General features: G+C 70.1%; 21 protein-coding genes. 6 read left to right on the forward strand and 15 right to left on the reverse strand.

Features of this window, described 5'->3' with window-relative positions; genetic code table 11:
- Positions 1 to 478: 478 nt before the first annotated feature.
- Complete coding sequence (treZ, locus tag FSYMDG_RS09010) at positions 479 to 2,230, reverse strand: malto-oligosyltrehalose trehalohydrolase (RefSeq protein ID WP_043603312.1); 1,752 nt, start codon at positions 2,228 to 2,230, stop codon at positions 479 to 481.
- A gap of 285 nt (positions 2,231 to 2,515) precedes the next feature.
- Here treZ and FSYMDG_RS09015 point away from each other — a divergent pair, with 285 nt between their 5' ends.
- The 5 genes from FSYMDG_RS09015 to FSYMDG_RS09035 all read left to right on the forward strand — a co-directional run bounded on the left by FSYMDG_RS09015 (position 2,516) and on the right by FSYMDG_RS09035 (position 7,203).
- Positions 2,516 to 3,310 (forward strand): histidine phosphatase family protein, encoded by a 795-nt coding sequence (locus FSYMDG_RS09015; protein ID WP_013873240.1) that lies wholly within the window; start codon positions 2,516 to 2,518, stop codon positions 3,308 to 3,310.
- Positions 3,311 to 4,000: 690 nt separating this feature from the next.
- Complete coding sequence (locus FSYMDG_RS26800; RefSeq protein WP_013873241.1) at positions 4,001 to 4,231, forward strand: hypothetical protein; 231 nt, start codon at positions 4,001 to 4,003, stop codon at positions 4,229 to 4,231.
- Positions 4,216 to 4,980: an ABC transporter permease subunit gene (locus FSYMDG_RS09025; RefSeq protein WP_013873242.1), complete on the forward strand. Its 765-nt coding sequence runs from the start codon at positions 4,216 to 4,218 to the stop codon at positions 4,978 to 4,980. The genes FSYMDG_RS26800 and FSYMDG_RS09025 overlap by 16 nt, the downstream gene beginning before the upstream one ends.
- Positions 4,981 to 5,228: 248 nt before the next feature.
- Positions 5,229 to 6,287, forward strand: a complete 1,059-nt coding sequence (locus tag FSYMDG_RS09030; protein WP_013873243.1) for an NrtA/SsuA/CpmA family ABC transporter substrate-binding protein — start codon at positions 5,229 to 5,231, stop codon at positions 6,285 to 6,287.
- A gap of 133 nt (positions 6,288 to 6,420) precedes the next feature.
- Entirely contained in the window at positions 6,421 to 7,203 is a 783-nt protein-coding gene (locus FSYMDG_RS09035; protein WP_013873244.1) for an ABC transporter ATP-binding protein, read from the forward strand.
- Positions 7,204 to 7,290: 87 nt separating this feature from the next.
- Here the strand turns inward: FSYMDG_RS09035 and FSYMDG_RS09040 are convergent, their stop codons facing one another.
- From FSYMDG_RS09040 to FSYMDG_RS28210, 11 genes are all read right to left on the reverse strand, one after another.
- Positions 7,291 to 8,274 carry an aldo/keto reductase gene (locus FSYMDG_RS09040; RefSeq protein WP_013873245.1) on the reverse strand — a complete coding sequence of 328 codons (984 nt, stop codon included), beginning with the start codon at positions 8,272 to 8,274 and terminating at the stop codon, positions 7,291 to 7,293.
- 45 nt (positions 8,275 to 8,319) lie between these two features.
- On the reverse strand, positions 8,320 to 9,540 hold the full coding sequence (locus FSYMDG_RS22985) for a hypothetical protein (RefSeq protein WP_013873246.1): 1,221 nt from the start codon (positions 9,538 to 9,540) through the stop codon (positions 8,320 to 8,322).
- Complete coding sequence (gene lysA / locus FSYMDG_RS09050) at positions 9,537 to 10,874, reverse strand: diaminopimelate decarboxylase (RefSeq protein WP_013873247.1); 1,338 nt, start codon at positions 10,872 to 10,874, stop codon at positions 9,537 to 9,539. The genes FSYMDG_RS22985 and lysA overlap by 4 nt, the downstream gene beginning before the upstream one ends.
- A gap of 88 nt (positions 10,875 to 10,962) precedes the next feature.
- The gene (locus tag FSYMDG_RS09055; protein ID WP_083828211.1) at positions 10,963 to 12,204 is read right to left on the reverse strand and encodes an ATP-grasp domain-containing protein; all 1,242 of its coding nucleotides are present in this window, start codon (positions 12,202 to 12,204) and stop codon (positions 10,963 to 10,965) included.
- A gap of 32 nt (positions 12,205 to 12,236) precedes the next feature.
- Complete coding sequence (locus FSYMDG_RS09060) at positions 12,237 to 13,562, reverse strand: MFS transporter (protein WP_013873249.1); 1,326 nt, start codon at positions 13,560 to 13,562, stop codon at positions 12,237 to 12,239.
- A 3-nt stretch (positions 13,563 to 13,565) separates the two neighbouring features.
- Complete coding sequence (locus FSYMDG_RS09065) at positions 13,566 to 15,176, reverse strand: B12-binding domain-containing radical SAM protein (RefSeq protein WP_013873250.1); 1,611 nt, start codon at positions 15,174 to 15,176, stop codon at positions 13,566 to 13,568.
- A gap of 36 nt (positions 15,177 to 15,212) precedes the next feature.
- Positions 15,213 to 16,766 carry a B12-binding domain-containing radical SAM protein gene (locus FSYMDG_RS09070; RefSeq protein ID WP_013873251.1) on the reverse strand — a complete coding sequence of 518 codons (1,554 nt, stop codon included), beginning with the start codon at positions 16,764 to 16,766 and terminating at the stop codon, positions 15,213 to 15,215.
- A 57-nt stretch (positions 16,767 to 16,823) separates the two neighbouring features.
- A complete protein-coding gene (locus FSYMDG_RS09075) occupies positions 16,824 to 19,724 on the reverse strand; it encodes a non-ribosomal peptide synthetase (RefSeq protein WP_013873252.1) in 2,901 nt (966 codons plus the stop codon).
- A complete protein-coding gene (locus tag FSYMDG_RS09080) occupies positions 19,679 to 19,948 on the reverse strand; it encodes an AMP-binding protein (protein ID WP_131772408.1) in 270 nt (89 codons plus the stop codon). The genes FSYMDG_RS09075 and FSYMDG_RS09080 overlap by 46 nt, the downstream gene beginning before the upstream one ends.
- A 745-nt stretch (positions 19,949 to 20,693) precedes the next feature.
- Positions 20,694 to 21,272, reverse strand: a complete 579-nt coding sequence (locus tag FSYMDG_RS09085; RefSeq protein ID WP_013873253.1) for a carbonic anhydrase — start codon at positions 21,270 to 21,272, stop codon at positions 20,694 to 20,696.
- A 70-nt stretch (positions 21,273 to 21,342) separates the two neighbouring features.
- Entirely contained in the window at positions 21,343 to 23,394 is a 2,052-nt protein-coding gene (locus FSYMDG_RS28210) for a methane/phenol/toluene hydroxylase (RefSeq protein WP_013873254.1), read from the reverse strand.
- A gap of 737 nt (positions 23,395 to 24,131) precedes the next feature.
- On the opposite strand from FSYMDG_RS28210, the gene FSYMDG_RS09100 reads away from it, so the two are divergent.
- Positions 24,132 to 24,761, forward strand: a complete 630-nt coding sequence (locus FSYMDG_RS09100; RefSeq protein ID WP_013873255.1) for a MarR family winged helix-turn-helix transcriptional regulator — start codon at positions 24,132 to 24,134, stop codon at positions 24,759 to 24,761.
- 27 nt (positions 24,762 to 24,788) lie between these two features.
- Here the strand turns inward: FSYMDG_RS09100 and FSYMDG_RS29165 are convergent, their stop codons facing one another.
- The 3 genes from FSYMDG_RS29165 to FSYMDG_RS24295 form a co-directional block, all read right to left on the reverse strand.
- Positions 24,789 to 24,911, reverse strand: a complete 123-nt coding sequence (locus FSYMDG_RS29165) for a hypothetical protein (RefSeq protein ID WP_258165219.1) — start codon at positions 24,909 to 24,911, stop codon at positions 24,789 to 24,791.
- Between the two features lie 25 nt (positions 24,912 to 24,936).
- On the reverse strand, positions 24,937 to 25,344 hold the full coding sequence (locus FSYMDG_RS09105; RefSeq protein WP_013873256.1) for a hypothetical protein: 408 nt from the start codon (positions 25,342 to 25,344) through the stop codon (positions 24,937 to 24,939).
- A gap of 137 nt (positions 25,345 to 25,481) precedes the next feature.
- Positions 25,482 to 25,625 carry a hypothetical protein gene (locus FSYMDG_RS24295; protein ID WP_165001414.1) on the reverse strand — a complete coding sequence of 48 codons (144 nt, stop codon included), beginning with the start codon at positions 25,623 to 25,625 and terminating at the stop codon, positions 25,482 to 25,484.
- Positions 25,626 to 25,816 lie beyond the last annotated feature (191 nt).

Genomic DNA, 25,816 nt, shown 5'->3' on the forward strand with positions numbered 1-25,816 from the left:
GACATCGCCGACAGCTGTCGACGGACATCGGCGGACGCCGCCGCGCGGGGAGCCGACCGACAGCCGGGCGGTGGCCACGGCCGGGTCCGTGTCGTTGCCGGCCTGTCGTGTCGAGGGCGACCCGGAGGGGGATGGGGACGGATGACGGACTACGTCGTTCTGCTGGTCGTCGTGCTGGTACTGGCCGTCTGCATCCTCGGGCTGTTGTATCTCGTGCTGTCCGGGTCCGAGGAGCAGGACCGGCGGTAACCGGCGCGGACCGGCGCATATTGGCGCGGATTCGCGCGCGTCAGCGTGCGTCAGTACGGATCGGGTACGAGTGCACGCGGCTCGCGAGGCGCACCGAGGCGCGCGTCCCCACGCGGATTCATGCCGCCCGCGGGACGGATTTCCCGGCCTGCGGGGAAACACAGCGTGCGGGAAACGCAGCCTGCGGGAAACCCGTCCCGCCGGGCCGGCGGGACGGGTCCCGGCGTGTTCAGAGCAGTCGGGCGATCACGACTGATTCGGCGTCCAGTTCGATGCGTCCTGGCATGAAGGTGAAACCGGTGGCGGAGGCGGCCGGGATGTCGAAGGGAACTCCCTCGACCGGCACCGGCTGGCGCCGGTCGGACAGGTTGCACACGACGGCGACCTGCCCACGGCGCAGCACGAACCACCGGGCGTCCTCGTCGAAGGTGCAGTGCACCGACGGCAGGGCGGGGTCGGTGAGGTCGGGCAGGGTCCTGCGCAGCGCGGTCAGCCGCCGGTACCACTGCAGCAGCCCGGCGTGCCGGGGGGCGGTGAGCTGCGACCAGTCGAGCCTGGAGCGGACGAACGTCGCCTCGTCCTGGGGGTCGGGGATCTCGTCGGGCCCCCAGCCGTGCGCGGCGAACTCGCCGCGGCGGCCCTTGCGGATGGCGTCGGCCAGGCCCGGCGCGTCGTGGTCGCTGAAGAACTGCCAGGGCGTGGTCGCGCCCCACTCCTCGCCCATGAACAGCATCGGCGTGAACGGGGAGGTCAGCAGCAGCGCGGCGCCGACCCTGAGCAGGCCGGCGCTCAGCGTCGCGCTCGCCCGGTCGCCGATCGCCCGGTTGCCGACCTGGTCGTGGTCCTGGAGGAACACGATGAAACGGTGGGCGGGCAGGTGGTTCGGCACCGGACGGCCGTGGGAGCGTCCCCGGAACGTCGAGTACGTCCCGTCGTGGACGAACGCGTGCTCCATCGCCTTGGCGAGGGTGGCGAGGCCGCCGAAGTCGCTGTAGTAGCCCTGGCGTTCGCCGGACAGGGCCGCCCACAGGGCGTGGTGGACGTCGTCGCACCACTGCGCGTCCAGGCCGTGTCCGCCGGCTTCGCGGGTGGTGACCACCCGGGGGTCGTTCAGGTCGGACTCGGCGATGACGAACAGCGGCCGGCGCTGCTGGGCGGCGAGCCCGTGCACCGCCGTGGTGATCTCCTCCAGCAGGTGGACGGCCCGGTTGTCGGCGAAGGCGTGCACCGCGTCCAGCCGCAGGCCGTCGCAGTGGTAGTGCCGCAGCCAGCCGAGCGCGTTGTCGACGATGAAGGCCCGGACCTCGTCCGAACCGGGCGCGTCGAGGTTGACCGCGGGCCCCCAGGGCGTGACATGGGAGTCGGTGAAGTAGGGGCCGAAGCGGGACAGGTAGTTGCCGTCCGGCCCGAGATGGTTGTGGACTACGTCCATGATCACACCGATGCCCCGGTTGTGGGCCGCGTCCACGAAGCGTTTGAGCCCGTCCGGGCCGCCGTAGGGCTCGTGCACGGCGAAGAGGTCCACGCCGTCGTACCCCCAGCCGTGCCGGCCGGCGAAGGCGTTGACGGGCAGCAGTTCGACCGCGTCGACCCCGAGCGCCACGAGGTGGTCGAGCCGTGCGATGGCCGCGTCGAAGGTGCCCTGCGGGGTGAACGTGCCGATGTGCAGCTCGTAGAGGACGCTGCCGGCGAGCGTGATGCCCCGCCATGCGTTGTCGGACCAGGAGAACAGCGAGTGGTCGACCAGGCGCGAGCGGCCGTGGACGCCGTCCGGCTGCCAGGCCGAGCGGGGGTCGGGCAGCTCGTCGACGTCGCCGTCGACGAGGAAGGCGTAGTCGGTGCCGTGCCCGGCCGCGGGCACGTTGACCCACCACCAGCCGCCCTCGTCGGTCATCATTTCGTGAACGGTTTCGCGACCGTCCGTGCTGGTGGTTACACTCACCGTCTTGGCATCTGGCACCCACACGCGGAAAGTGCTCATCGGTACTGTCTACCCGTTGTCGATTGCATGAGCATCTGTGATCTCGATTTCACGGCGCCGTTACAGGTGTGGTGTCGCGCATCTGCCTGACGTTCCGGTTGACGTTGCGTCGAGCGGCCCTCCGCTGATCGTGTGATCGCCCGGGTTTCGTCCTGCCCATGTTTCAGGGCAGCACGGATCGGGTCCGTCCCGCCCGGGGTTCCGGCCGGTTCCGGGACGAATCACGACTCGATTGTCGCGGCTGTGGTTCGGCCGTGGTTCGAGTATCGCGGATACTCTGTGATCATGCACATAGCGACAACGGATGATGCCATCGCGTGGGGTGTGCCGGCGGAACTCGTCGTGGTGCGGCACGGGCAGAGTACCGGCAATGCGGCCCTCGCCGCGGCCGATGCCGCCGGCAGCCAGGACGCCGGCATCACCGAGCGGAATCCCGACATCCCGCTGTCGCCGCTCGGCCGGGAGCAGGCCGGCGACCTCGGCCGCTGGTTCGCCTCGCTGCCGCCGGAACGCATCCCGCAGATCATCGAGTCCTCGCCGTACGTCCGGGCGCGGGACACCGCCGACATCGTGCGGGACGAACTGGCACGTGCCGGCCGGGCGGTGCCCCCACCCGTCCTCGACGAGCGGCTGCGGGACCGCGAGACGGGTGTGCTGAGCGGGCTGCCCGCGGCGGCCAGGCAGGCCCGGTTCCCCGACGAGGTGCGGCGGCGGGCCCATCTCGGTGAGCTCTACTACCGGCCGCCGGGCGGCGAGTCCCTCACCGACGTGGCGCTGCGGCTGCGCAGCTTCCTGCGGGACGTCTGCCGGGAACAGGCCGGCCGCCGGGTGCTCGTCGCCGCGCACGACGCTGTCGTGATCATACTCCGGTTCGTCCTCGAGGGCCTGACCGAGAGCGAACTGGTGGCGCTGAGCGGTTCGGTCGCCAACGCGTCCGTCACCCGCTGGGTGGCGGACACCGGACGCCTGCGCCTGGCCGACTACAACCGGACCGGTCATCTCCGGCCCGGCCGCATCCGGAGCGATCAGCCGCACGGCGGCCATCCCCTCGGCGGTCATCCCGGCGCCGGTAGCGGCTGACAGCGGGGGAACGCGCGGCGCGTCCCCGGTGCCCCCACCGCGTCCTTGCGGGATTCTCCACACCGGACGACGGGGATCCGCCCGCGGCGGGGAACCGCTGCCCCGCGGCGGCGGCGTCGGATTCACATCGTCGAACGTTCCCGGTCGAGCCTTCTCTGTCGTATCAGTCTCCGGCCATGCACGCTCGGTCGCGATCATCTGTTTGTCGTCGGGACAGTTGACAACTTTCCCCACCGTCAAGGTGGAGAACTATGATTTCTGCCATATTCCGATCATCTTGACGATTACTGGCTGTTTCCCCGAAAGTCCACAGTTATGTCGCCGCGCACACCACTGATTCGCCGTCGGTGTGTGGACTACGCGTTGGTGTGTAGCTGTCGCTGTTCGTTCTGTCGAGCCTAGCTCGGGCAGGGCGAGTCGATCCGCCGGGTCACCCGTCGCTCACGGATCCCACGACCGTACATTCCTGACTTCCCCGGGCTGCCGGCGGCCGATTTCCGGCACCGGAACGTCCACCGTCCTCCAACCGCCATTAGCCGTAGCGCCGTCAGCCCCCACCGCCGTTAGCCGTGCCCCTGACGGCCCGCCTCGGCCGGGCCCGCCCGTCACGCCCCGGATGTCGCGTCATGGCGGGTGACCAACCATGACAGCCGTTGTCGGTCACCGTCCGTAGAGAGACCAGGAAGAATCATGGCAGACCAGACGATCGTGCAGACGCATCCCGTGGCCCGCGGCCCGCGGGACAGCACCGACGTCGGGCCCGACGTGGCTGTTCGGGCCGAGACCGACGCCGGTGTCGAGGCGGGTGCCACGCCCGAGGCGGGTGCCGGCGTCGACGCCGGCGGCCCGGCCGAAGGCCCCCCGCCGGCAGGAGCGCCCCGGCGGGGGGCCGCCGGGGCATCGGGGTGCCCTACCGGCTGATCTCCTGGCTCAGCCCGCTGGTGCTACTGGTTATCTGGGAGGCCTTCGCCCGCAGCGGGGTGATCTCCACGCAGGTGCTGCCCGCGCCGACGAAGGTGCTGTCCACCGCCCGGGAGCTCACCGCCAGCGGCCAGCTCCCGAAGGACGCGCTGATCAGCCTGCGGCGGGCGGCAACCGGCTTCGTGATCGGCGGCGGGATCGGCCTCGCCCTGGGCGTCGCGGTCGGTTTCTCCAGGCTCGCGGACGCGGTGCTCGACCGTCCGATCCAGATGATCCGCGCGGTGCCCTTCCTGGCGATCCTGCCGCTGGTGATCGTGTGGTTCGGGGTCGGCGAGTCCGGCAAGGTCTTCCTGGTCGCGCTCGGTGTCGCGACCCCGATCTACCTCAACACCGTGCTGGGTATCCGGCAGGTGGATCCCAAACTCCTTGAGCTCGGGCGGGTCATCGGCCTGCCCCAGCGTCAGCTCATCCGCCGGATCGTGCTGCCGGGCGCGCTGCCCTCGATCCTCAACGGCATCCGCCTGGCCATCACCACCGCGTGGCTCGCCCTGGTGGTCGCCGAAACCGTCGGCGCCGACTCCGGCATCGGTTTCATGGCGATGGACGCGCGTGAATTCCTGCGGACCGACGTCATCGTGCTGGCGATACTGATCTACGCGGCCATCGGAATTCTTTCCGACCTGGCCGCCCGGGTACTCGAACGTCGGCTGCTCTCCTGGCACCCGAACTACGCGAACGCCCGGAGCTGATCACGGCCACGGCCGGCCGGCTGTTCTTACGACGTGCCACCGGCCCGCGCGGCCCACGGACACCAGGCATCCCGGCCGTTCCGGCCTGACCAGCTGTTTCGATATCACCCGTTCCGATATCACCCGTTCCGGTCACATCTGTTCCGGTCACATCGGTTCCACCTGCGCAATTTCCAGGTGCGCCGCCGCACCAGGTAGTCAATACAACTGTCGGCCATTGAATGGTCTCGTGCTGTAAAGGAAAGCCGATGTCTCCTGCGAACTCCCTGTGGACTCCGACCGTCGCCCGTGGCGCCGGTGCCGGCACCGGCCGGCACGTGGTGATCGGCCGGCGCGGCCTGTCCCGGCGGACCTTCCTGTCCACCGTCGCCGCGGCCGGGCTGGCAGTCCCGCTGGCCGCCTGCGGCTCGGACGACAGCAGCAGCGGCGGCGGCAACACCAGCACGGTCCGGCTGACCTTCGGGACGGGGTCGCCGGAGAAGGAACGCGGCGAGCTGGAGAAGAACCTGCGGGCGCAGGGCATCGCGGTCCAGTGGCTCGGCCCCTTCCCGAACCACGCCCCGACCATGCAGGCGGTCACCGGAGGCAGCGCGGACTTCAGCTTCGGGGGAAGTTCCACGCCGGCGGACGCCGCCATTCTTGCCGGCTCCCCGCTGGTCTACGTCGGATTCGGCGAGTCGTCGCCGCGGACCAGCGCGATCCTCGTCCTGCCGAAGTCGGGAATCCGCTCGGTGAAGGACCTGGCAGGGAAGTCGGTCGCGGTGAACAAGGCCGGGCTCGGGGAGTTCCTGCTGGTGGCGGCCCTGGAGAAATACGGCGTCCCCAAGGACCAGGTGAAGTTCGTGTACCTGAACCCGCCGGACGCGGGACCGGCGTTCTCCACGGGGAAGGTCGACGCCTGGTCTATCTGGTCCGGCCCGCGGGAGCAGGCCGAGGTCACCTACGGCGCCGTCCCCATCTTCGTTGACCAGGACGAGCTGCCCCGGCAGTTGGACTTCCGTACCTATCTGGTCCGCCGGGAATACGCCGAGAAGAACCCCGACCTCGTCCGCAAGGTGATCAATGCCTACGTGGCGGAGTACGAGTGGCAGGCGAACCACATAGAGGAGACGGTGCGGATCCAGACCGCCGCGGCCAACTACCCGGACGGCGTCCTGCAGAAGCTGACGGCCAACAGGGTCGTCACAAAGCTCAAGCTGATCGACGACGATGCGATCGAGAAGCTCCAGTACGGCGCGGACTGGATGACCGACCACAAGGTGCTGTCCGGCAAGCTCGTCGTCGCCGACCACGCCGTCAAGCTGTAGCGCCGTCCGCCGCGGCCATCGTCTGAAGCGGCCACTGTCTGGGGCAGGGGCCGCGGGCGGCACGGCCCGGCTCCACGGCCTTGCCGAACACCTGGTTGCCAGCCGAACACCTGGTTGAAGGGAACGCGAGGTAATGACATCCCAGCCCGCCACCGTCCCGCGGGAGACCGCGGATGCCGCGTCCGCCGGGGGAGCGTCCCTCGTCCGGGTCCGTGGCCTGCGCCGCGCCTATCAGGACAAGGTCGTCATCGACGGGCTCGACGTCGACATCGCCGCCGGTGAGTTCGTCGCCCTGCTGGGCAAGAGCGGCTGCGGCAAGACCACCCTGCTGCGGACCCTCGCCGGCCTCGACCAGCCCGACGCCGGCACAGTCGACGTGCCGGCGCAGCGGGCGGTGGTGTTCCAGGAGCACCGGCTGCTGCCGTGGGAACGGGTCTGGCGCAACGTCGCGATCGGGCTGCCGCGGGGCGAGGGACAGCAGAAGGCCGCCGCCGCGCTGGCGGAGGTCGGCCTCAGTAGCCATCTCGAGGCGTGGCCGATCACCCTCTCCGGTGGGGAGGCGCAGCGGGTCGCCCTCGCCCGGGCGCTGGTCCGCGAGCCGAAACTGCTGCTGCTCGACGAGCCGTTCGCCGCCCTCGACGCACTGACCAGGATCAAGATGCACGAGCTCGTCCGGGAGTTGGTCGCCCGGCACCGGCCGGCGGTGCTGCTGGTCACCCACGATGTCGACGAGGCGATCACGCTCGCCGACAGAGTCCTGGTCATGCGGACAGGGGAGATCGCCGCCGAGCACCGTATCCAGCTCACCGGTGCCCGGGGCCGGGCGGACGGTGACTTCCTGGCGCTACGGGAGACCCTGCTGGCCGAACTCGGTGTGCTCCCCGGCCCCGGCGCGCTGGCGGCGGTCGCCACCTGACCGGCCCCACGCGCCGGCCGGCGCGTGGGGCCGGCGTGGAGGGGGCTCCCGAGCGTGCACTGGGACCACCCCTACTGGGATCACCAGCTACTGGGACCACCAGGTGGGTGTGCGGTCCCAGCGGTGGCGCCTCCAGCGGTCCAGCAGTTCCGGCGTCGGCGGGGGAGCGTCACTGACGGCGATGTTCTCCTCCACGTGCCGGATCCGGCGCATCCCCGGAATGACGGTGGACACCGCGGGGTCCGCGAGGATGAACCGCAGGGCCGCCTGGGCCATCGACATACCCGACGGTATGTCCTGGCGCAGGCGCTCGGCCCGCTCCACGCTCGCTTCCAGGTTCTCGGGTACGAAGTAGCTGTTGCGCCAGTCCCCCTCGGGCCAGCGGGTGTCCCGGGTCAGCCGGCCGGTGAGGGTCCCCTCGTCGAACGGGACCCGCGCGATGATCGCGATATCGTGCTCCGCCGCGGCGGGAAACAGCGCGTCCCGCGGCGACTGGTCGAAGATGTTGAAGATCACCTGCACCGCGTCCGCCAGCCCCGTCTCCAGCGTGCGCAGCACGTTCCACGGTTCCCAGCGGTTCACGGAGATCCCGACGGCTTTCACGACGCCCTGTTCCTTCAGGGAGAGCAGAGGGCGCTGCCAGCGTTCGTCCATGGCCCAGGAGTCCTCCCAGACGTGCATCTGCAGGAGGTCGATGGAGCCCAGCCCGAGGTTGTCCAGGCTCCGTCCGACGTACTCCTCGATATGGTCGGCGGGGAAGACGTCCTCAAGGCGTGACTTCCGCGTCGACGGCCAGGCGAGATCCTTCGGCGGCACCTTCGTCGCGACGTACAGCCGGCGGTCCGGGTTCGCCCGGACCAGCTGCCCGAGCAGTTGCTCGCTGTGCCCGCGGCCGTAGATCCAGGCCGTGTCGAAGAAGGTGCATCCCAGGTCGACCGCCCGCTGGAGGGCGTCGATCTTCTCGTCATCCAGGGCTCCGGTCCATCCCTGGACACCGCCGCCCATGCCCCACATGCCCATGCCGACCTCGGAGACCTGCCAGCCGAGCCGCCCGAACCGCCGATACCGCATGCTTCTCCTCCACCGGTCGCCACCGGCGTGCCGTCGAGTGCCGTGTCAGCGGATCCGCGGCGGATCCGTGAGCGTGCTGTCCGGCCGGATGCCGAGAGCCCCGTCGACGGCCCGCGCGGCGAGGTAGTCCCCGCCCGGGCCGGTCAGGGCCGTGAGCCATTCCGGCGGCGCGCCGGCCGGGGGGACCACGAGTGACCACGTCGGGGACAGGTCGGCGCCGCGCAGGAACTTGCCCCGGTAGGAGCCGGCGCCCAGCTCGACGCTGCCGAGCCCCCGGTCCATCGCGAGCCGGACCGGCCCGTAGACGGCCAGGTTGAAGTACGCGAACGGAGCGCAGCGGTCGGAGAAACCGGCCGCCCGAACGGCCAGGGCGTCCCCCCAGGAATACGTCAGGGCGAAACCCACCACCGCGCCGCCGTCGTACTCCAGCAGGACATGGCTGTGGGAGTCCAGGAAGGGCACCTGGCCGGCGAGGTAACGGGTCATCGCCTCGTCCGAGTCGGACGCCCCGTACTTGCGCTGGGTATGGCCGAGCAGCGGCCCGATCTCCGCCACGCACGCGGACAGCGGCGCCGAACCGATCGCCTCCGCGGCCTCGGTGAAGCGCCGTTCCTCCCGGTACCACTCCCGGCGGGAACGGGCGGACAGCGTCGGGGTGGCGAACGGCTCCCGGGTGACCGGTCGGACGGTGGCCTCCGCGGACAGCGGTGCCGCGTACGGGCCCGGTGTTCCGTCCAGGGCGACGCGCCAGGCCGCGGCGCACTCCGCCGCGTGGGTCTCCGGCACGTAGAGCATCGCGACGCTGCCCGCGCCACTGCCGGCGGCGTGCTCCGTCACGGCCCGGAACAGGCGGATGAGGACCCGCTCCCGCTCCGGGGGAGCGAGCGCGGGATCCACCAGCACGCCACCGTGGTAGCCGGCGCGGGAACCGACGAGCAACGCGGGCAGCCAGCGCCGGCGCTCCGGCGGGGACAGCGCGACGCCGTTGGGGGTGAGCAGTTCCGCCACGACGTCGTAGGCGGCGTTCATGGACGGGACGGTGCCACCGTCCCACAGGTAGCAGGGGACGGCGCCGACGACCCGCGCGTCCCGCGAGTACGCCGCCAGGTAGACGGTGTCGACGCCGGCGGCCGTCTCGGCCCAGCGCAGCCAGGGGTAGCTCAGGTAGAAGCTGCGCCCGGCGGCGAGCCGGGCCCAGGTCTCCTCCCCGATCTCGGCTATGCCCCTGACCATGCCGACCTGGTAGGTGCCGACCTGGTGGGTCATGCTGGCTTCGTCGTCCCGGCCGCGGCGGGCCCGGCCTCCGCATCCACCTCCGCCGAGACGAGGTCCTCGTAGGTCTCACGCCGCCGGATCAGCCGGACGTCCCCACCGTCGACCAGCACCTCCGCGGGGCGGGGAAGGCTGTTGTAGTGGCTGGCCATCGTCATGCCGTAGGCGCCGGCGGTGAAGATGGCCAGGACGTCCCCGGGCCGCAGCGACGGGAGGAGCCGGTCCTTCGCGAGGTAGTCGCTGGACTCGCACAGCGGGCCCGCGACGTCGTAGCGTGCCAGGTCCGGCTGGTCGTGCTCGCCGGTACGGCCCACCGGGGACAGTCCGTTGCGCGGCCGGGCCGGCCACAGGAAGTGGAACGTGTCGTAGAAGGCGGTCCGGATCAGGTGGCTCATCCCGGTGTCGGTGATCACGACGTTCCGCGAGCCGGAGGTCTTCAGGTAGCGCACGCTGGCCAGCAGCACGCCGGCGTTGGCCGCGATCGAACGGCCGGGTTCCATGACGACCGTGCCGCCGGCGGCCACGAAGGAGCGCAGCTTCGGCGCGATCACGGCGGCGAAGTCCGACCATCCCGGGACGCCGGATCCCTCGTAGTCCGCGGGGAAACCACCACCGATGTTGATCGTCGGGACGGGGGCGCCGTCGGCTGTCAGCTTCTCCGTCACGGTCAGCACCTTGTCCACGGCGTCGCCGTAGGCCCGCGGGTGGAAGACCGGGGAACCGAGGTGGAAGTGCAGGCCCTCCGGCCGCAGCCACTCATCGTCCACGGCCAGCCGGTACACCTCGTGCACCCGGTCGAGGTCGATCCCGAACTTGCCGCCGCGACGCCCGGTCGTGGTCTTGGCCGGGGTGCGGGAACCCACCGCGACGTCCGGGTTGACCCGCACGGCCGCCCCCGCCGGCATCCGGCACTCGGCCGCCGCCCGGGCGAGGGCGCGCATTTCACCCTCGGACTCCACGTTGACGCAGCGGATGCCGGAGCGCACCGCGTACCGCAGCTCCTCGTCGGACTTGCCCACGCCGGCGAAGACGATCCGCTGTGCGGGCACCCCGGCCAGCAGCGCCCGATACAGTTCGCCGCCGCTGACCACGTCCACGCCCGCGCCCGCCGCCGCGAGGCCCCGCAGCAGGTGGATGTTGCTCAGCGCCTTGACCGAGAAGCAGATCAGCGGCGCGAGGTCGGCGAAGGCGTCCGCCACCTGCCGCAGGTGGGTGACGAGGGTGCCGTGGGAGTACACGTAGACCGGAGTGCCGAAACGGGCCGCGATGTCCTCCACGGCCACGTCCTCCACGTACAGCACGCCGTCCCGGTACGTGAAACGATCCATGCATTCTCCCGGATGAGCTGAGTCACGCACCATGGCGATCGTCGCGAGATGGGGTGGGTGCCTGTCGCAACGCCCCGGACGGCCGGGATCATGCGGGCAGGTAGAGACCCTGAACCTCCAGCTCGCGGATACGCCGATAGGCACGCTCCAGTTCCCGCTCGTCGTCGGCGAGCAGGTAGAGGTGCCCGGGCGAGGTGAACAGGTCCACCGTCCGACGTACCCGCGACCCGGGGCGCAGGTTCAGCGCCGACCCGCACAGAATACCGGGCATACGGGCGATCTCGTCGAGCCCGGCGGCGGCCATGATCCCGTCGTACGGGGCTGTCAGACAGACGACGTGCAACTGCCGGCGCAGGTCGTACGGCGTGCCGAGCCGGGTGGCGAACCCGGCCGGGTCGACGTAGCGCAGCACCGTGAGGCTCACCTGGCTGTCACCGGTGGCCGCGACCGGCCCCCGCGGGGTGACGCCGCCCTCGAGCCGGGCGCCGCACTCGATGATCACAGGTCCGTCGTCGTCGACGAACAGCTCTGTGTGCGCCGGCCCCTCCCGTATCCCGAGCGCGTCGAGAACCCGCAGGACGTAGGGGACGGCGACGTCCTGCACGTCGCCGCGGGCCGGCAGCAGCCGCTGCCTGTCGTAGACCGGCTTCTCCCGCACGAACAGCCGGTCGTCACGCCAGATCTCGTGGACGTGGTGACGGCCCTCGATGCTCACGCTGTTGACGAAGTACTGCTGCCCGGTCAGCCTCTCCTGCACGAGGACCCCGTCGTTGCGCAGGCCGAGGGCGTTGTACGCGCGGTCGAGCGTGGCCAGTGCCGAGCGGGCCTGGGCCGGGCCGGCGCAGAAGACGACGCCGTCCGAGCCGGCGCTGTCGCGCGGCTTCACCACGACCGGCCAGTGCCGCCCGTGGGCGGCCCAGGTCAGCATCTGCTCCTCGTCGTCGGTCACCAGGCTCGCCGGCGTCCGCAGGCCCGCCGACCGCAGCCGTCGCATCATGGCGTACTTGTCCCGGCGGGGCCTGCCGGGCAGGTGCGCGTTGCCCGGCAGGCCGAGCAGCGTGGTGAGCTGGTCGGCCAGGTCCACTCCCCACTCGGAGCCGGCGAGCACCTGGTGGGTGCCGAGCCGGCGCAGCAGCGCGGCGGTGGCCGCGGGGTCCGTGGCGGCCTGGACCACCTCGACGAAGTCGTCGGGGCGGAAGGATGCCGCGTAGGACGCCGGTGGTTCCCCCTCGACGACCGCTACGGACTCCCAGCCGTGCCGCGCGAACTCCGGGGCGAGCTGGGAACCGGTCGAGAACGGCGCCACGATGGCGATCCTGTGTGCTGCCACGTCCGTATTCTGTCAGCGTCGTTCCGGCGGTGTCATTCCGCCATCTTCACCATACTTTCGGTGACTGAACCCTCGGTGGTGGTCTGGATGGGCAGGCTGTGCCCGGCCTCGGCGGGGCCCATGGCCCGCTGCCCGACCGGCAGCGGGACGCCGACGAGGGATCCTCGCCGGCTGGTGACGGCCACCGCGGCGAGGACGCAGGCGAGCGGGGCCAGGCAGCGGCCCGCCGCGGGCCCGAAGTGATCCACCGCCAGCCCGGACAGCAGGTTGCCGGCCGACCCGCCGACCGCCATCATCGTCGACACCCAGGCGAACGTCTCGTTCGTCCTGCCGTCGGGCGCGAGCGTCCCGAGCAGCCCGAACTCCTCGGCGCTGACCGCGGCCATCGGCAGGCCTGCGAGCGGCAGGGCGACGGCGATCACCGGCAGGGGGAGCGGTAACGCCAGCGGCAGCATCCCCAGGAAGCACAGCCACAACAGCGCGGCGTAGCGGTCGGCCGGCCGGCCGCGGCGCCGGCCGGCGCCGTAGTACAGGCCGCCGACCGCGCTGCCAACCGGGACGAGGGCGAGCAGCACGGCACCGCCGGCCGCGGTGAGCGCCGAGGAGCCCGCCGTCGCCGGGATCGCCACCTCCAGGGCCGCGAACGCCGCCGCCACCAGCGCCGCGGCCAGCAGCACCACACCGATTCCCGGCAGGCGCCACAGCGGCCCCCGGTGCCGCCGTCGCCGCCGTTCCCGCGTCCCGGTGGACAGCCGCGACATCACCGGGGAGGTCGCGTAACCGATCGATCCGACGCCGAGGCAGCCGCCGGTCACGAGCACCGCCACCGCCGGCGTCGAGACCGCGGTGAGCAGCCCCACCAGGGCCGGCCCGACGACGAACAGCACCTCGACGGTGACGGCCTCCAGCGCGTTCGCCGCGTCGAGCAACGGCCCCCGTGGCACGAGCTGTGCCCAGGCGGCCCGGATCGTCGCGCCCACCGGGGCGAGCGTGAGCCCCGCCAGCCCCGTCAGGACGAACACGCCGACGTCGACCCGTGACCCGCTCACCGCCAGGATGGCCACCAGGACGGCGGGGTGCGCGACGCCCAGCACGCCGACGACCGGTCGCAGCCCGACGCGGTCGATGAGGGCGCCGAGCAGGGGGCCGGAGACACCCAGGGCGGCGGAGAACACCGCGAGCACCGCGGCGGCGGCGGTGTACGCGTGCGTCCGCTGCTGGACCAGGAAGAACAGCGCGAGGGGCTCCAGCGCGAAGGTCAGACGCGTGAGCTGGCCGGGTAACAGGGCCCGCGTGACGCCCGGCCGCCGCCACAACGCGATGTACAGCCTGGCCCCGGTCGGGAGCGGATCCGTCATCGGTCAGCCGGTGATGTCGCCGGTGATGTCAGCTGTGGCGGGATCCCGCCCCGCGGGGGAAGCGTCACCGGGTTCCCGGTGGGTCCCGTCGTACTGGTCGATCAGCGACCCGTTCAGTGCGTTCGTCAACCGTAGACGCTCCTGTAGTAGATCGTAATATCCCAGATGCCGGGACGGCATCGGGGAGAGGTAGACACTGACGACCTCCGGTACCCGCTCGATGTCGAACTCCAGCCGGTCGGCCTTCGCCCGGAAGTCCGCGGTGCCGGGCAACAGGGTACGGTTGAAAATGTTGAAGTACGGCGTGGCGTCGGATTCGTGACGGGTCAGCTCCTCCTTCAGTTGTAGACAGCGGTCCAGGTAGAGGTCGTGGGCGGCTCGGTCGTCCTCGTCATGTCCGATCAGCACGTTGAAGGTCTGGTAGATCACACCGAGATCGAGTATCGCCCGGATTATCTCGAACTGTTCCTGGAAGGACCGCAGCTTCCGGAACCGGGTGGTTGGCTCCTCCCCGAGATATTCCAGGGAGAGCTGGACACGGTAACATCCCGACCAGCGTTCACCCGAGCGGTCGCTCCAGAACATGGCCGCCATCAGCTCCTCGTCCAGATGTCCCGGGTCGAGGAACTTTCCGAACTCCAGGCCGTTGGCGAACTCCCAGGAGAACCCGTGGGCGCGGGCCAGGCGGAATATCTCCAGCACCTCGTCCCGGCCGCCCGCATGCAGCGGGGAACCGTTCCCGTCCCGCTGCATGCGGGAGAGGATGTTGTCCTCCTGGAAGAGGATGTTCGATATCCCGGCCGACCTGAAGTACGCGAAATGCCGCGCCACGGTGTCCGGGCTCATGTACCGGTAGCGGCCGCGTATCGGTGTGGCGCAGAAGGCGCAGGCCCGGTGGCAGCCGCGGGAGGTCTCGAAGCAGGTGAAGGGGGCGCGCACCGTGGGCGGCGGGGTCCCCTCCCCGGTGTCGTCGTACAGCGAGAGGTCCGCCACCAGGTCCAGCGCCATCGGGGGGAGCTCGTCGAGGTCCAGCGGTGGGCCGCCCACGACCACCACGCCCGCGCCGTGCCCGCGGGTACGCACCAGGGAGCCGACGGGAATGCCGCGCGCCCGCGACTCGACGACGCGGGCGAAGGCCACCTCGCCCTCCAGTTGCACCGCGACGTCGAAGCCGTTGTCCAGGTACCACTCGGAGCGTGCGGTGACGTCCATGCCGCCGGCCACCAGCAGGGCCTCGGGATTCACCCGCCTCATGTGCCGGGCGAAGTCCGCCACGACCCGCGCGGAGTTGGTGAAGTTGTTGCTGATCCCGATGACGTCCGCGTCGCGTATGTCGTCGTCGTACGACTCGAAGGCCCCGCCGTGGCGGTAGCAGTCGATCATGTCGGGGCCGTAGGGAAAGGACGCGTAGTGCTGCGGCTCGGCGTCGCCGACCTGGGCGTCGACGATACGGAACCGCGCCTCGACACCGCGTTCCGCGAGGTGCTTGCGGGCCCCTGCCGCGAGAGTCACCAGGGCGCTCTTGGGGTTGCGGACCCGGACCGGACTGATGGTCAGGCCCTGCCCGCGGAATCGTTGGCCGGGGTACGGCGCGTAGAAAAGGGTGACGCGCATCGCCTCGTCCTCTGTCCGTCCTCGTCCGGTGCCCGGTCAGCCGGCGTATATACCGTCGTAGCGCCGGTGCAGTTCCCGGTCGTTCAGCAGGTTCGTCATGTGCAGTCGTTTCTGGTAGATGTCCCAGTAGGAGAAGTGGTCGGTCTCGACGGCCGACAGGAATATGCCGACCAGCTCCGGGTGCTCCTCGATGTCGAAAGCCAGCAGCGAGCGCAGGCTGGTGTAGTCCGTGGCGCCGGGGAGCAGCGCCAGGTTGAAGACGTTGAAATACGGCTGGTAGGTGGAGCCGCCCAGCGCGGACAGTTCACTCTTGATTCTGAGGCAGTAGTCACCGAACAGGTCGATGCCCTCCGGATCGTGCTCGGGATATCCGATGAAGAGGTCGTAGGTCTGGTGCCCCACGCCGTGGTCGGTGAGCATCGTCGCCAGGATGTCCACCTGCTCGTCGACCCCCAGCAGCTTCGGGAAGCGCTTCTTCTTGATGTTCATGTTGTCCAGGGGGATCTGGACACGGTAGCAGCCCACCCAGCCCTCGTCGGTCACCGTGCTGTCCAGCAGCGCGGCGGCCAGTTCGTGGTCGAAACGGCCGTCCTGCATGAACTTGCCGAACTCGATGCCGTTGGCGAACTCCCACGCGAAACCGTGGCCGCGGATGAGGTCGAACATCTGGAGCAGTTCTTCCCGGCCCCGCTCGTAGAGATAGTCGCCGGTGCCCTTCCGCTGAATTCGGGACAGCGGATTGTCCTCCTGCCACACGATCGTGCGGACGCCCAGGGAGCGGAAGTACTTCAGGTGCCTGTCCATCGCCTCCGCGGACATGTAGCGGTAGTGCCCCCGGGACGGCGCGCTGCAGAAGGAACAACGCCAGGCGCACCCGCGGGAGGTCTCCCAGCAGATGAAGTTCCCGTGGACGCCCGCGGGCGGCGGCCCCTCGGCGGTGTCGTCGAAGAGCGACAGGTCGCCGACCAGGTCCAGCGCCATCGGCTCCAGCTCGTCCAGGTTCACCAGGGCGGACATGTCGATCCTGGTCGCGGTGGGGCGGTCGGCGGTGCAGATGTTGGGGATGTCGTCCAGGCCGCGCCGGTTCGCGACCGCCTCGACCACCCGGCCGAAGACGTGCTCACCCTCGCCGAGCACGACGACGTCCACTCCGCGGCGCAGGTAGTACTCGGGGCGCGCGGTGCAGTCCACACCGCCGACGACGACGGTCGTGCCGGGTTTCACCTGCTTGATGAAACGCGCGAGATCGGCCACGATCTGCGCGCTGTTGGTGAAGTTGCAGGTGATGCCGTGGACGTCCGCCTCTCTGATCTTTTCGGCGGCCTCCTCGAAGGGGACGCCGTAACGGTAGCAGTTCATGATCCGTGGCCCGTAGGGGATGGACTTGTAGGGGACCCGCTGCGAACCGAGCTGCAGATCCACTATCTCGATCTCGCATGACAGCCCGTTGGACGCGCAGAATGCGCGCAGCCCGGCCGCGAGTGTCGGCAGGGCGCTTCTCGGGTTGAACGGCCGTTCCGTGTTGACCGGGTCGGTCTCCCCTTCGAAGATCTGCGAGGGATAGGGGGCGTAGTACAGGTTGACCTTCATGGTGCCGCCTTTCACGGATGGGAGACGGGCGGGGCCGGGCGGGCCGGACGGGCGAGGTCACCGGTGGGGGACGGGCGGAGAGACGTCGACGGACCGGGCTGCCGGGGACGGTGGGACGACCGCCCCGTCGGTGCCCGCCGAGGGCGCGTCCCGCACGACCCAGCGCAGGTAGGTGTCGATCTCCCCCGATCGCGGTACCGCCCACGGCAGACCGAACCGCCGGGCGAGCTGCGTGGCGCGGGGCGCGGGGAACCTGGCCGTGGCGTCGGTGAAGACATCGGCGACGGGATCGGCGCCGTCACCGGTCCAGGGCGGCAGCGCGAGCAGACAACGCGCCACGAGGTCGTCCTCGCGCGCACGGGCCAGCGCCCGCTCGTGGAACTGCGCATACGACACCGTCTCCGGACGACGGGCGGCGGGGCCGGGAAGCCGGGCCATGAGTTCGCTGAGCAGGACCCGGCCCGGCCCCAGGAGGTCGAAGGTCTCCCCGCGGGCCTCATCGCGGTGGAGCCCCTCGACGATGAACCGGGCCACCCGGTCGACCGGCGCCCAGTCCACCGACGCCCTGGTCACCACCCGGGCGTCGAGGGCCCGGCACAGCCGCAGCACCAGCGTCACCAGGGACGTCGGGTTGCCCACGCCCGTGCGTGAGTCCGCGCCGACCTCGCCGAGCCGGCACACCGTGGCGGGCAGCCCGCGCGACCTGGCGCGTTCGAGGAGCTGCTCGGCCGTCCACTTGGACTGGCTGTACCCGTCGGCCGGCAGGCCGTGCCGGCGTCCGGAGACGTCGACGGTGGGTGGCCCCGGCGGGCCGTCGCCGAGCACGCTCACCGTCGACAGATGCCACAGCCGCTTCGTCCGGCCCGTCATGGCGAACCGGATCACCTCGCGGGTGCCGTCGACGTTGGTCGCGCGGTGACGTTCGTAGTCGAGCACCGCGTTGATCAGCGCCCCCGCGTGGACGACGGCCACCGCCTCGTCCGCGAGATCGTGGTAGCGCCCCTCCCGCAGGCCCAGCAGCGGCAGGCCGAGATCTCCGGCGACGGCGACGGCGCGGCCGCGCTCGACCCGTAGACCAGCGGCCCGCAGCGCCGCGTCCAGCCGCCTGCCCGCCTCCTGGTCGTTACTGCCGCGCACGAGACACACCACGGTCCGGGTGGTTCGTCGGGTGAGTTCGGCGAGCAGGCGCGCGCCGACGAATCCGGTGGCCCCGGTCAGGAGGACCGTCTCCGGACGCGGTGGGCCCGCCGGACGCCTGCCCGGGGCCGGCCGGCGGGGGGCCGGGGGAGCGGCCGGCTCGTGCAGGAAGATGTCCCGGCCCACGACGTCCGCCAGCGGCGTCCCGTCCTCGGCGTGGCCCGGACCCGACACGATCAGGGCGGCCTGTTCCCGCAGAGTCGGCGCCCCCAGCAGGTCGCGAGACTCCAGCCGTACTCCGAAACGTCGCTCGAGGGCCAGCGCGAGCCGCACCGCGGTGAGCGAGGTGCCGCCCGCGCGGAAGAAGTCGGTGCGAGCGGTCGCGTCGGGGAGCAACAGCCGCCAGAGCCGCAGGATCTCGGCCTCCAGGAAGGGGGCCGGGGCGGTTGTCCCCCCGGGCGCGCCGTGTTCGCCGGTGGGGCCGTGTTCGCCGGTGCGGCGGTGCTCGTCGGTGAGGCGGTGGCGCAGGGCGACCTGGTCCACCTTGCCGTTGGGGAGCAACGGCATCCGGTCCACCGCGACCACCCGCCGCGGGACACCGGCCGCCGGCAGCCTGCTTCGTGCGTATGCCAGCAGGCCGCTCTCCGTCTGCCCGGCGGTGAGTACGGCGAAGCAGACGACCGACCGCTGCGCCCGGGTGCCGGCTACGACGGTCTTCACCCGCTGGACGCCCGGGGCGTCCCGCAACGTGGTCTCGATCTCGTTCAGGTCGATCCGGACACCCGCGATCTTGATCTGGTCGTCGCGCCGGCCGGTGAACATCAGCAGGCCGTCCCGGCGGACGTAGCCGTAGTCCCCGGTGCGGTACAACCGGTCCCCGGGCACCTGGGGAAACGGGTTGTCGATGAACGACTCCCGCGTCGCCCGCGGATCGCGGTGATAACCGGCGCCCAGGCACAGGCCCGCGAGGTGGATCTGCCCGACCTCTCCCTGCCGTACGGTGTGCCCGCCGTCCCCCAGCAGCACGACCGCGGTGTTCGCGATCGGTCTCCCGATGGGTGTCTCACGCACGTCCTCGTCGGTGACGTCGTGGAAGACACTGCCGATCGACGCCTCGGTCGGGCCGAACGTGTTCGTGACGGCCAGCCGGGGCAGCAGGGCACGGAATTTCTGGACCGAACCGGCGTTCATCGCCTCGCCGCCGAGCAGCAGCCGGCGCAGTGAAACCAGCCGCCCGACGCTACCGGGCCTGCCCGCGACCGTCTCGACGAAAAGGTCGAACACGGACGGCACGAAATCCGTCATGGTGACGCCGTACCGTTCGACCGTTGTCATGGTCGACTCGAAGTCGAGGATTCCCGCGCGTTCTGGAATCACCACCCGACAGCCGCGGGTGAGTGGCCACAGCAGCTGCCAGATGGCCGAGTCGAAGACGTGCGAGGAGTTCTGCAGCACGACATCCCCGTCGCGGCCGAACCGTTCGGACATCGTGAGAAGACGGTTGACCAGACCGCGGTGGAAATTGAGCGCGCACTTGGGCCGGCCGGTGGACCCGCTGGTGAAGAAGCCGTAGACCACATCGTGTGGGCGTGGGCGCGCGGACAGCGCGCCGCCGCGGGCCCGGGCGGGCGGCTCCGCCCGGGCCCGCACGCACCGTGGCGTGCCGACGGAGCCGTCCGCCGTGATCGTCACCGGACAGTCCAGCTGGTCCAGGGCCTCCCGCCGCCGTGGCTCGGGCCATGCGGCGTCCATCGGCACGAAAGCGGCGCCGGTCTTCAGCACGCCGAGCATCGCGACCGGGAGGGCCAGGCCACCGTCCATGACGAGGGGGGGACCAGGTCGCCGCGGCCGATCCCGTGCCGCCGCAGCTCGCCGGCCACGACCTCCGCCGCGGCGTTCAGCTCGGCATAGGTGACGGACCCCTGCGGCGCGATGATCGCCAACGTGTGCGGGAAACGGGTGACCGCCCGCTCGACGAGATCCAGGATTGATGCTTCCGGTGGCCGTGCCACGCGCTCCCCGAGAAGAATTCCTTCGCTGAACATCACCCGTCCCCGTTCTCGTTACCGCCGGACGGACGCGTGGATATAAATGCGATCGTGCCACTCACCGAGACCGGCGGTGATTTCCGATGTAGATCAAATTAAGCACTTCGGAGTGGACGGCTAACCGGCTCATGGTAAATGTGGCGCAGGTCACCGCGGAGGCCGGGGTGTGAATTTCCGGCGCCGGCCGCGGTCGGCGGGACTTTCGGGGATCCCGTCGGGATTCACATGACACGACCACGTAAACATTTGGGTATCTTGTGGATACCGCCGGGCGTGGGTAATGCCGGAACCGGGACACGTCCGGGTGTCGCGTGCCGGCCGCGGGCGCCGGCGCGCGCGGCCCGCCTACGGACGTGACGACATTCAGCCCGGCCGAGGATCGGTCCTGACTGGCCAACGCGGCGCGCGCGTCCCGTCCGTGGGCGCGGTGATCTCGTCGGCTCCCCGGTGACCGGGCTCGACGTGTGAAGCCGGCGCGGTCGACGGCCCGCCCGCTGACGGCGGCGGTGAGCAGGCCGGTGCGGGCCAGCGGGGGCCGCCAGCCGTACCACGCGCCCCCACCGGCTTCACATCCTCCACAGCCCGTCCGGGAAGCCGTTTCGCGAGACCGTCCCCTCCACAGGAGCGGACGGTCTCATCCACACCGCATGGGACGCGCTCTCAGCGCGAATGCCGGTGGTCCCGGGGACGCCCCGAAACCACCCCCCTCATCGGGCCGTTCACGCAGGACGCCAGTGGCGGCCTATGCCGCCCGGCCGACTTCGGTGGCGGTCGGGACTTCGAGGAGCAGGCCGCTCTTGACGTCGTAGATGTACCCGTAGATCGGGATACGCGCGGGGACGAGCGGGTGGTTGCGGATCCGGCGGACGTCCTCGGTCACGCTCGTGGCCTGGTCGGAGATCGTGAGCCAGTCGATGTAGTCGCCCTCCCGGGCGCCCGGGCCGGTGCCGACGTCGTAGAAGCCCTGGTCGCCGAGGGCGGCGGTCTCCAGGCTGTTCGCGAGCAGGCCGCGGATCACCTCGTCGGTGAAGAACTCCATGCCGCAGTCGCTGTGGTGGATGACGAACCACTCCTTGGTGCCCAGCAGCTTGTACGAGATCACCAGCGAACGGATCGCGTCGTCGCTGGCGCGCCCGCCGGCGTTGCGGATCACGTGGGCGTCGCCCTCGCTGAGCCCGGCGTACTTGGCCGGATCCAGCCGGGCGTCCATGCACGTGAGAACGGCGAAGCCCCGGGCCGGCGGCAGGGCCAGCTCGCTCCTGTCACCGAACGAGGCGGCGTACTCGGCGTTGGCTGCGATGACTTCAGGCAGAACGGACATGTACAACGCTCCTTTGACGTGGTGGCTGATCTGCCAGCTCTGTGCGGCCGGAACCTTCACGCGGCCGGGACTACGCAGCCGGAACCGCCGTGAGCCAGCTGTTACGGAACTGTGTGGTCGCCTGGTCCACGGTCTGCCGCACGGACGCGGCGTCCGCCGGCGCGGGTGCCGCACCGAACGTGCCGGCCAGGGCGTCGATGGCTCGCGTGACACGCGGCTGCCACCTGCTCTCCCAGCCGAGGACGTGCTCGCGGTTGCCCGGCCGGGCGGCGAGGATGTAGCGGGCGAGAGTGCCGGTCCAGTCCTGGCCGCGCCTGCTGTCGACACCGGACTCGTGCAGCAGCTGCGCGGTCAGCTCGTCCCTGTTGGCGGTCGCGAGCGCGGTGAAGGCCTGCTTGAACAGGGCGTCGAAGGCCGGTTTGACGACGAGGTCGAGGGCGGTGAACGCCTCAGCCCAGTCGTAGGCCAGCAGCAGGTTCTCCAGCAGTTCGCGGGCCGGCTGCCAGGCCGGATCCTGCTCCCAGAAGCGGCGCGCGACCGTGCTGTCGGCGAGGTCCGGGCCATGCGAGAGCGACAGCGACTTCGCCCGGTAGGCGATCCACTGCAGCGCGCGCAGTTCGTCGGCGGCCTGGAAGAAGGACGCGTTCGTGATGGCCGCGCTCGGCGCCAGCTGGCCGACGTACAGGCTGGTGATCTGCAGGACGTGCAGCGCGAACCGGGCGGGCAGATAGACGCGGCCCAGGACGGCGACCCAGGCCGGGTCGAGCCCGGCGTCGTGGTCGAGGGCCTCGAAGCGGTCGACGACGCGTTCGGCGTAGATCTCGCGGTCGTGCTGGAGGGCAATGTAACGCCGGTAGTTGAGCTGGGCGGGGTCGGTGTGCGCGCCGGCCAGCACGCCAGCGGCGCGGACGATCGGTAGCTGGCAGAGGTTGCAGGCGACCGGCAGCGTCTCCGGGAAGGTCTCGGCGAGATTGCCCGTGCGGACGTTCTCGGTGAGCACGTCCCAGTGCTTTCCGAAGGCGCGGTTCCAGCCGGGGTACTTCTCCTCCAGCCACTGCCGTTCCTTCGGCGAGACGCCGGCGTCGGGGTTCCACCAGACGCTGGGCCGGTAGTTCCAGACGACGGTGTGGATCGCGTGGTGGTACCAGTCCAGTTCGTTGATGAACTCGTCCCAGTACCAGGGGAAGTCCAGGCCGTAGTCGCGGAACTGGTCGGCGAACTGTTTGACGACCCAGTCCTGGATGAACTCCTTGAAGCTCATCTTCCGGCTGTCCAGCGGGGTGTAATAGTCCATTGACAGGCCGGTGAGCAGGGCGAACGCGCGCCAGGCCCGCCAGAACATGTGGTCGACCAGGAACTGGCCGTATTCTTTGTGGCCGTTGTCGATGAGCACCTTGATGGTGGGCTCGCCCTGTTGCGCGTGGCGCGCCTCGTCCGTCTGGATGCTCGATATCAGCGAGCCGAACTCCAGGTCGCCGACGTCGATGGCGTCCGCGACCATGCCGAGGAACTGCAGGTTCGTAAAACCGGTCTCCAGCGTGAAGGTGAGCTGGATCGCGACGGACAGCGCGTCGTTGGCGACGAACATGTCGTCGAAGAGGTGCCGTACGGCCAGGGTGATCCAGTTGTTGGTGTGGAACGCTTTCAGCGCCCAGTCGCCGCGCGGCTCCTTGCCGAGCAGGCCGTACGGGAAGAACGTCTGGATCTGGCCGTGCCTTACCTCGTCCAGCGTGCCGAACGTCGCGGTGTTGCGCCAGGCGGCGGCGCGCCCGAACCGGCCCATGCGGGCCTCGCCGAAGGACGCCAGGTACTCCGGCATCGCGATCGCGCCGTAGTGCGCGACGACCACGGACTTCCAGCCCGGATCGAGTTGGTCGAACAGCTTCGAGCGGCCGACGGCGTTCTTCAGCGAGTAGGTGGTGGTGTCCTTGGTGACCTGGTTGTGGACGTATTCGCGGTAACTGATCTTGTAGGGCTCGTCCCAGGCCAGCCACGCCTCGGGCGGGACACGACCGGTACCCGACAGTTCTTCGGGGAACACGTCGGCCTCGTTGACGTAGCTGAACGTCCAGTTCGTGTCACGTGCCAGGTCATACCAGTCGCTGCGGGAGAGCCTGGGCATCGGGAGATCTCCTTCGCTGCCGGAATGCTCACGTTTGCCTACGCGGTCAGTAGACAAGGTGTACAAGCAACTGTCAAGGACTCCTAAGAATTATTCGCGGCATGTACGTGGACGGGACCTGTCAACATCGTCAAGAGGGAATCTTGAAGAGACCGCTGACCGGTCGGCTCCGTGTCACCGGCCGCCAGGATCGCCGCTCGGCCCCGCCGCCCCGCCCGGGGTCTGCCCTGCTACCCCGACCACCCCGGCCTGGCCGTGACGCGCCGTCGCCGGAGCCGGCAGGACCCGAGCCCGGAATGACGGTGGGTGCTGTTGTGGCGGTCGAACGTGACAGCCGGACGTGGCAGGTCAAATGTTGTGGTCGAATGTGGTGGTCAAATATGGTGCTCGAAGAAGTCGCGGCAGCGCGTGGGCGGCCTCCGAAGCGTCGAACCGCGCCGGAAGAACCGGCCGGTACGTCATCGTCCTGAACCGGGATCCGAAATACGGATCGTCGTTCGGCATCTGGTGTCGGGAATGTGGCCGGACGACATCCGGGTCGGCGAGTGGTCCGGCCGTCTTCGTCAGGGCACGGCTGGTCACGGCGCTACGGACACGTGCTCGTTCTCTCGGTCCGCCTTATTCTACCTGCTTTAGTCTGGTGCCCCGCTCGCACGCTTCGACCACGAGCTAATGGACATTACCTGTCTCTCGGCTCACCTTGACAGATAGCGGCGAAAGGTTGCTACAGTCGGCCCATGCGAATGGCGGACGACGAACGGCAGCACGGCATCGACGCGAAAATCGTTGCCGCCTTGGACGTCATCGGCGACGCCCTGCACGTACTGGCCCGGCGTACCGCCGAGACGCACGGGCTTTCGTCGACGCAGCTGCGCATCCTGGCCTATCTGCACCACGGCCCCCCGCCGCGGGCACAGAGCACGGCGCTGGCCCGCGAGCTCAACGTCGCCGACCCGACGGTCAGCGACGCGGTCGGTGCCCTGCACCGTAAGGGGCTCGTCGAGCGCAGACGCGATCCCGACGACGGCCGGCAGCAGCAGATCGTCCTCACCCTGGCAGGCCGGCGGATCGCCGCCAAGGCTGCGCGCCGGACGGTACCCGCCGAGATCGCCCTGTCGAGCATCGACCCGACGCAGGCCGAGGACCTGTTCATCGCGCTGCTGGCCGTCCTGCAACGCTTCCACGAGGCCGATCTGATCCCCGTGTCCCGCTCCTGCACCACGTGCGACTATCTCACGGTCGCCCCGGGTACCCGTTCCGCGCGCACGCACCGCTGCGCCTACTTCGACCACGACCTGCCACCGTCCGCCCTGCGCGTCGACTGCGCCCAGCACCGCACCAAAGGCTCCCTGACCGCGGTCAGCTGACACCGCTCGTATGTCCCGCCCGGAGGTTCAGGCGGGTGTGATTGCCTCGAAGTGGCTTGGTTGGCCGTCGCGCAGCACGAGACGGCCGAGCCGTTCGGCGTCGGTCCGCCGCATCAGCTCCCAGCCGCCGTCCAGGCGGTGCAGCGCCACCGAATGCCAGGGTGTGGCCCGGACGTCAGCTGCGAAGGGCGTTGAGAAGGTCCCGGCAGACCGTGGCGCATCGCCGTGTCGCTTCGGAACAGATCCGGCAGTATTCGTGATGCGAAGCGTGCGCGGCGCACAGCTCGTTGCTCTGTTCACAGGCCAGCAGGCAGGCTTCGAGCTGTACGCCGAGCAGGCTGCTGTCCGGGCCGCTCCCGCGGGTCAGCAGCCGGCGGGTCGCGTGGACGACGTCCGCGCAGTCCAGGTCACGCCGTACGGCCATCTGTACATCGGCCTGATCTGTCATGGTGAGCATCGCCGAAGCGCATGCGGTGACCGCTTCCTCACAGTCGTTCAGCGCGTCGACTCCCCGCGCCCGGTCCTCGCTGCTGAGGCTCATGCTCGCGGCCATGCTGTCAAAGAGTTCCCGTACCTCCAGCATCGCTTTCCTCCTCACGTTTCCTCCGCACGCTCCAGCCGGGGGCGTTTCATACCCGATCACAGGTTGACGAAACAGGACCGAAGATCTGTGTCGGAAAACATCGGCGCGGTGTTTCACCGCTGCTGACGCGGCCTGGATCAGATGCCCTCGAGGAGCTGCTGGGCGAGGTAGCCGCCGGCCGGGTCGGCCGCGGTCAGGTCGTAGACGGTGAAGATCAGATGGGCGGGTGTCCGTTCGGCGATCCCGGGCTGGTGGCGGCCGTCGCTGGTGACGGTCGCCACGGCGGCGGCCCGGGCCGCAGTTCTACAGACTGTCGGAGACAGTGTCGCCATGAGCCCGTGCGAGCCCGCCGAGCCCCGGAGTGCTGATCATGTAGCCATCTGTGTCCTCACGAACGGCGACACGCGTCGACGGACACCGATCATGGTCCGTGTGGGTGGTCGCGGACGCCAGACGGTTACCTGCCGCATTG

Origin of the sequence: Candidatus Protofrankia datiscae (genome assembly GCF_000177615.2) — a bacterium.
In the GTDB taxonomy this organism is placed as follows: Bacteria; Actinomycetota; Actinomycetes; order Frankiales; family Frankiaceae; genus Protofrankia; species Protofrankia coriariae.